Annotated in this window: 3 protein-coding genes and 1 pseudogene; all 4 read left to right on the top strand. The window is 40.5% G+C overall.

Annotated features, from left to right (window positions below; translation table 11 throughout):
• A partial coding sequence (locus SMIDD28_RS12195) for an LPXTG cell wall anchor domain-containing protein (protein WP_231075152.1) occupies nucleotides 1-1,677 on the top strand: 1,677 nt, incomplete at its 5' end.
• A gap of 167 nt (nucleotides 1,678-1,844) precedes the next feature.
• On the top strand, nucleotides 1,845-3,122 hold the full coding sequence (locus SMIDD28_RS06110) for an ABC transporter permease (protein WP_061425268.1): 1,278 nt from the start codon (nucleotides 1,845-1,847) through the stop codon (nucleotides 3,120-3,122).
• A gap of 126 nt (nucleotides 3,123-3,248) precedes the next feature.
• Nucleotides 3,249-3,881: an ABC transporter ATP-binding subunit Vex2 gene (gene vex2, locus SMIDD28_RS06105; RefSeq protein WP_061425267.1), complete on the top strand. Its 633-nt coding sequence runs from the start codon at nucleotides 3,249-3,251 to the stop codon at nucleotides 3,879-3,881.
• 357 nt (nucleotides 3,882-4,238) lie between these two features.
• Nucleotides 4,239-5,128 (top strand): annotated as a pseudogene (gene vex3, locus SMIDD28_RS06100) (ABC transporter permease subunit Vex3); the annotation flags it as partial.

Here is a 5,128-nt window from a genome sequence, read left to right as displayed (position 1 = left end):
CCAACTACATCAACTCCAACATTTACGGTAGGAACACAAAACCCACAAACAGGAAATGTTGTGGTAACAGTTGATGGGGTTCCTGAAGGTACTAAAGTCAAATTACCTGGTATTGCTAGTGAAAAAGTTGTAACTGGAGGAAAAGTAGAGTTAACTAATAACGAGTTGCCTGAAAATCCAACAACAGGAAAAGGAATTGCCCAAGAAGACGGTAAACTTCCAAAAGAAGGAACTAGTGATATTACAATTCCTGGTAAATTAACTAGCGCTAAAGGTGAACCAGCAAGAGAATTTGAAGTGACAATTCCACTACCAATTGTAGTTCCAGATCCAGAACACTTAACACCGAGAGAAATAGAAAAATTGGTGGATAAAGTTAAAGAATCTAATCCAAATACAATTGTTACTGCAGATGATAAGGGTAATGTTACCGTTACAGATAAAACAACTGGTGAATCAGTACTAATCCCAGTTAAAGATTTAACTGTTAAAGACTTTACCCCAGTGAAACCAACCGAAAAAGTTCCAGTGAAAGACAAAGCGCACTTAACTCCAGAAGAGAAAAAACAAGTGGCAGATAAAGTCAAAGACAAGAACCCAGGTAAGGAAGTAACAGTAGGAGACGACGGCACAGCAACAGTTAAAGATCCAACAACAGGAATCAGTCATACCATTCCAGGAACAGAGCTAGTGAACCAAGACTTTGAACCAGTGAAACCAACTGAAAAAGTTCCAGTCAAAGACAAATCCCACTTAACTCCAGAAGAGAAAAAACAAGTGGTAGACAAAGTCAAAGCGAAGAACCCAGGTAAGGATGTAACGGTAGGAGATGACGGCACAGCGACAGTGACAGATCCAACAACAGGAATCAGTCACACAATTCCAGGAAGCGACTTAGTGAACCAAGACTTTGAACCAGTGAAACCAACCGAAAAAGTTCCAGTCAAAGACAAATCCCACTTAACTCCAGAAGAGAAAAAACAAGTGGTAGACAAAGTCAAAGCGAAGAACCCAGGTAAGGATGTAACGGTAGGAGATGACGGCACAGCGACAGTGACAGATCCAACAACGGGAATCAGTCACGAAATTCCAGGAACAGACCTAGTAAATCAAGACTTCGAACCAGTGAAACCAACTGAAAAAGTTCCAGTCAAAGACAAATCCCACTTAACTCCAGAAGAGAAAAAACAAGTGGCAGACAAAGTCAAAGCGAAGAACCCAGGTAAGGAAGTAACAGTAGGAGACGACGGCACAGCGACAGTGACAGATCCAACAACAGGAATCAGTCACGACATACCAGGAACAGATCTAATAACAATTGTGCCACCTATAGTTGAAGTACCAGAATACACAGAAGGGATAGGGACAACAGGTGACGGCCAACAAGGACCAGCTACGCCATCTGCCGATACAAATCGTAGACCAGATACTGCTACCCCTGCTGAGGTGCCAGCTACTCAACCGGCTGAACAACCAAGTCAAACAGTTGAAGTACCTGCTCAATTGCCGAATGAAGTGTCAGAAACGAATCCATCAGTTTCTCAACCACAAGCAGTATTGCCAAATACTGGTACGAAAGCAGATCGTGCTACAGGTGCATTAGGAGTTCTCTCTCTTCTTGGCGCATTTGGTTTGCTATTTGCCAAAAAGAAAAAAGACGATGAAGAGGAAGCTTAAATAGATGATCTCATCTGATCCTTAGTAGCTTTCCCTACATAAAGTCTTTGTAAATCAAAAAGAACTAGAAAAATCACTCATTTGTGAGAATTCTAGTTCTTTTTTCGTATTTCATAAACATTTCATATTTGAATTTTATAATAGTCTTACAAATATGGAGGTGACAAATGAATCCAATCCAAAGAGCTTGGGCTTATGTCAGTAGAAAACGACTGAGAAGTTTTATTTTATTTCTGATTTTGTTTGTCCTATTGGCCGGAATTTCAGCCTGTTTGACATTGATGAAGTCCAACAAAACGGTTGAAACCAATCTTTACAAATCACTCAACACATCTTTTTCTATTAAGAAGATAGAAAATGGTCAGACATTCAAGTTGTCAGACCTAGCATCTGTAAGCAAGATTAAGGGGCTGGAAAATGTTTCTCCTGAACTGGAGACGGTCGCAAAATTAAAAGACAAGGAAGCGGTGAGTGGTGAGCAGAGTGTAGAACGTGATGATTTGTCAACTGCGGACAAGAACTTGGTTAGCTTAACGGCTCTTGAAGATTCATCCAAGGATGTGACCTTTACCAGTTCGGCTTTCAATCTAAAAGAAGGGCGACATCTTCAAAAAGGGGATTCCAAGAAAATTCTAATCCACGAAGAGTTGGCTAAGAAGAATGGTCTTTCTCTTCATGACAAGATTGGCTTGGATGCTGGACAGTCAGAATCTGGAAAAGGGCAAACAGTAGAGTTTGATATTGTAGGCATCTTTTCTGGTAAAAAACAAGAGAAGTTCACAGGCTTGTCTTCTGACTTCAGTGAAAACCAAGTCTTTACAGACTATGAAAGTAGCCAGACCCTTTTGGGAAATGGTGAACCGCAAGTCAGTGCAGCTCGCTTTTATGTGGAAAATCCTAAGGAAATGGATGGACTCATGAAGCAGGTAGAAAATTTGGCTTTAGAAAGTCAAGGCTACCAAGTCGAGAAGGAAAACAAGGCCTTTGAACAAATCAAAGACTCAGTGGCAACCTTCCAAACCTTCCTGACCATTTTCCTTTATGGGATGTTGATAGCAGGAGCAGGCGCCTTGATTTTAGTCTTGTCTCTCTGGTTGAGGGAAAGGGTCTACGAAGTGGGGATTTTACTTGCACTTGGAAAAGGCAAAAGCTCAATCTTCCTCCAGTTCTGTTTAGAGGTAGTTTTGGTATCGCTTGGAGCTTTGCTTCCAGCATTTGTTGCAGGAAACACCATCACATCTTACCTACTCCAAACTCTACTAGCAAGTGGAGATCAGGCAAGTTTACAAGATACACTAGCCAAAGCAAGCAGTTTATCAACCAGCATCCTATCTTTTGCAGAATCCTATGTTTTTCTAGTTCTGCTTAGTTGCTTGTCTGTAGCCCTTTGTTTCCTATTCTTATTTAGAAAATCACCGAAAGAAATTTTATCATCTATTAGTTAATACTCTTCGAAAAACTCTTCAAACCGCGTTAGCTTTATCTGCAACCTCAAAGCTGTACTTTGAGCAACCTGCGGCTAGCTTCCTAGTTTGCTCTTTGATTTTCATTGAGTATAAGAAGGAGAAATCATGACTTTATTACAATTACAAGATCTTACCTACCGTTATAAGAACACTGCTGAGGCAGTTTTGTATCAGATCAATTATCATTTTGAACCCGGGAAATTTTACAGTATTATTGGTGAGTCGGGAGCAGGGAAATCCACTCTCTTGTCCCTCCTTGCTGGTCTAGATAGTCCTGTTGAAGGTTCGATTCTTTTTCAAGGAGAGGACATTCGTAAGAAGGGATATTCTTACCATCGCATGCACCATATTTCCTTGGTCTTTCAAAATTATAACTTGATAGATTATCTTTCTCCGCTGGAAAATATCCGCTTGGTCAACAAAAAGGCAAGCAAGGATACACTGCTTGAGCTTGGTTTGGATGAAAGTCAGATCAGGCGGAACGTTCTCCAGTTATCAGGTGGTCAACAGCAACGTGTTGCCATCGCTCGTAGTCTGGTATCAGAAGCTCCAGTTATCTTAGCTGATGAGCCAACGGGAAATCTGGACCCTAAAACTGCTGGAGATATTGTCGAGCTGCTCAAATCACTTGCCCAGAAAACAGGTAAATGTGTCATTGTCGTAACTCACAGTAAAGAAGTGGCACAAGCGTCAGATATTACACTTGAGTTGAAGGACAAGAAACTGACTGAAATATAGAATCTAGTTATTAAACTTTAAAATAGTATTAGTTGGTAACCAGATACGTGTAAAGTAATAATAAACGAAGTGAGTCTTTAACAACTATTTCCCGCAGTAGTGATAGCCTAGATAATAACAAAGTTATTATCTAGGCCGGAATTTTTGAGAGTAAAATAGTTTGGGGAACTATTTTAGCCTGAGCATAGAAATTAAAGGGCGAAGGGCTCAAAAATTAGGGATGAAATTCCTTGGATTTCTAAAATCATCCACTGGATAATTTTACCTCCCGTCCGCACAATCTAAGGGAAATAGTAAAAAAATAATTTATATAAGTTATAAGACATAGAAATAAAATCAAACCTAGAAAGGGAACCTATGTTACACAACGCATTTGCCTATGTTACAAGGAAGTTTTTCAAATCGATTGTCATCTTCCTGATTATTCTCCTCATGGCGAGCTTGAGTTTGGTTGGCTTGTCAATCAAGGGAGCTACTGCCAAGGCTTCTCAGGAGACCTTTAAAAATATCACCAACAGCTTCTCCATGCAAATCAATCGTCGCGTCAATCAAGGAACGCCACGTGGTGCTGGGAATATTAAGGGTGAGGACATCAAAAAAATCACTGAAAACAAGGCCATCGAGTCTTATGTGAAACGCATCAACGCTATCGGAGATTTGACTGGATATGAACTTATCGAAACTCCAGAAACCAAGAAAAATCTGACACCTGACCGTGCCAAACATTTTGGAAGTAGCTTGATGATTACAGGTGTCAATGACTCCTCTAAAGAAGACAAGTTTGTCTCTGGTTCTTATAAGTTGGTCGAAGGTGAGCACCTAACCAATGATGACAAAGACAAGATTCTCATGCACAAGGACTTGGCAGCCAAACACGGCTGGAAAGTAGGGGATAAGGTCAAGTTGGACTCTAATGTCTATGATGCAGACAATGAAAAAGGTGCCAAGGAAACAGTTGAAGTGACAATCAAGGGACTCTTTGATGGCCATAATAAGTCGGCAGTCACCTATTCACAAGAACTCTACGAAAATACTGCTATCACAGACATCCATACGGCTGCTAAACTTTATGGATACACAGAAGACACAGCTATTTATGGGGACGCAACCTTCTTTGTAACAGCGGACAAGAACTTGGATGATGTTATGAAAGAGTTGAATGGCATCAGTGGTATCAACTGGAAGAGCTATACTTTAGTTAAGAGCTCCTCTAACTACCCAGCTCTTGAGCAATCCATCTCTGGTAT

The organism is Streptococcus mitis (genome assembly GCF_001579045.1).
In the GTDB taxonomy this organism is placed as follows: domain Bacteria; phylum Bacillota; class Bacilli; order Lactobacillales; family Streptococcaceae; genus Streptococcus; species Streptococcus mitis_D.
The sequence above is the reverse complement of the archived record's forward strand: the minus strand, read 5'-3'. Positions and strand labels throughout refer to the sequence as shown.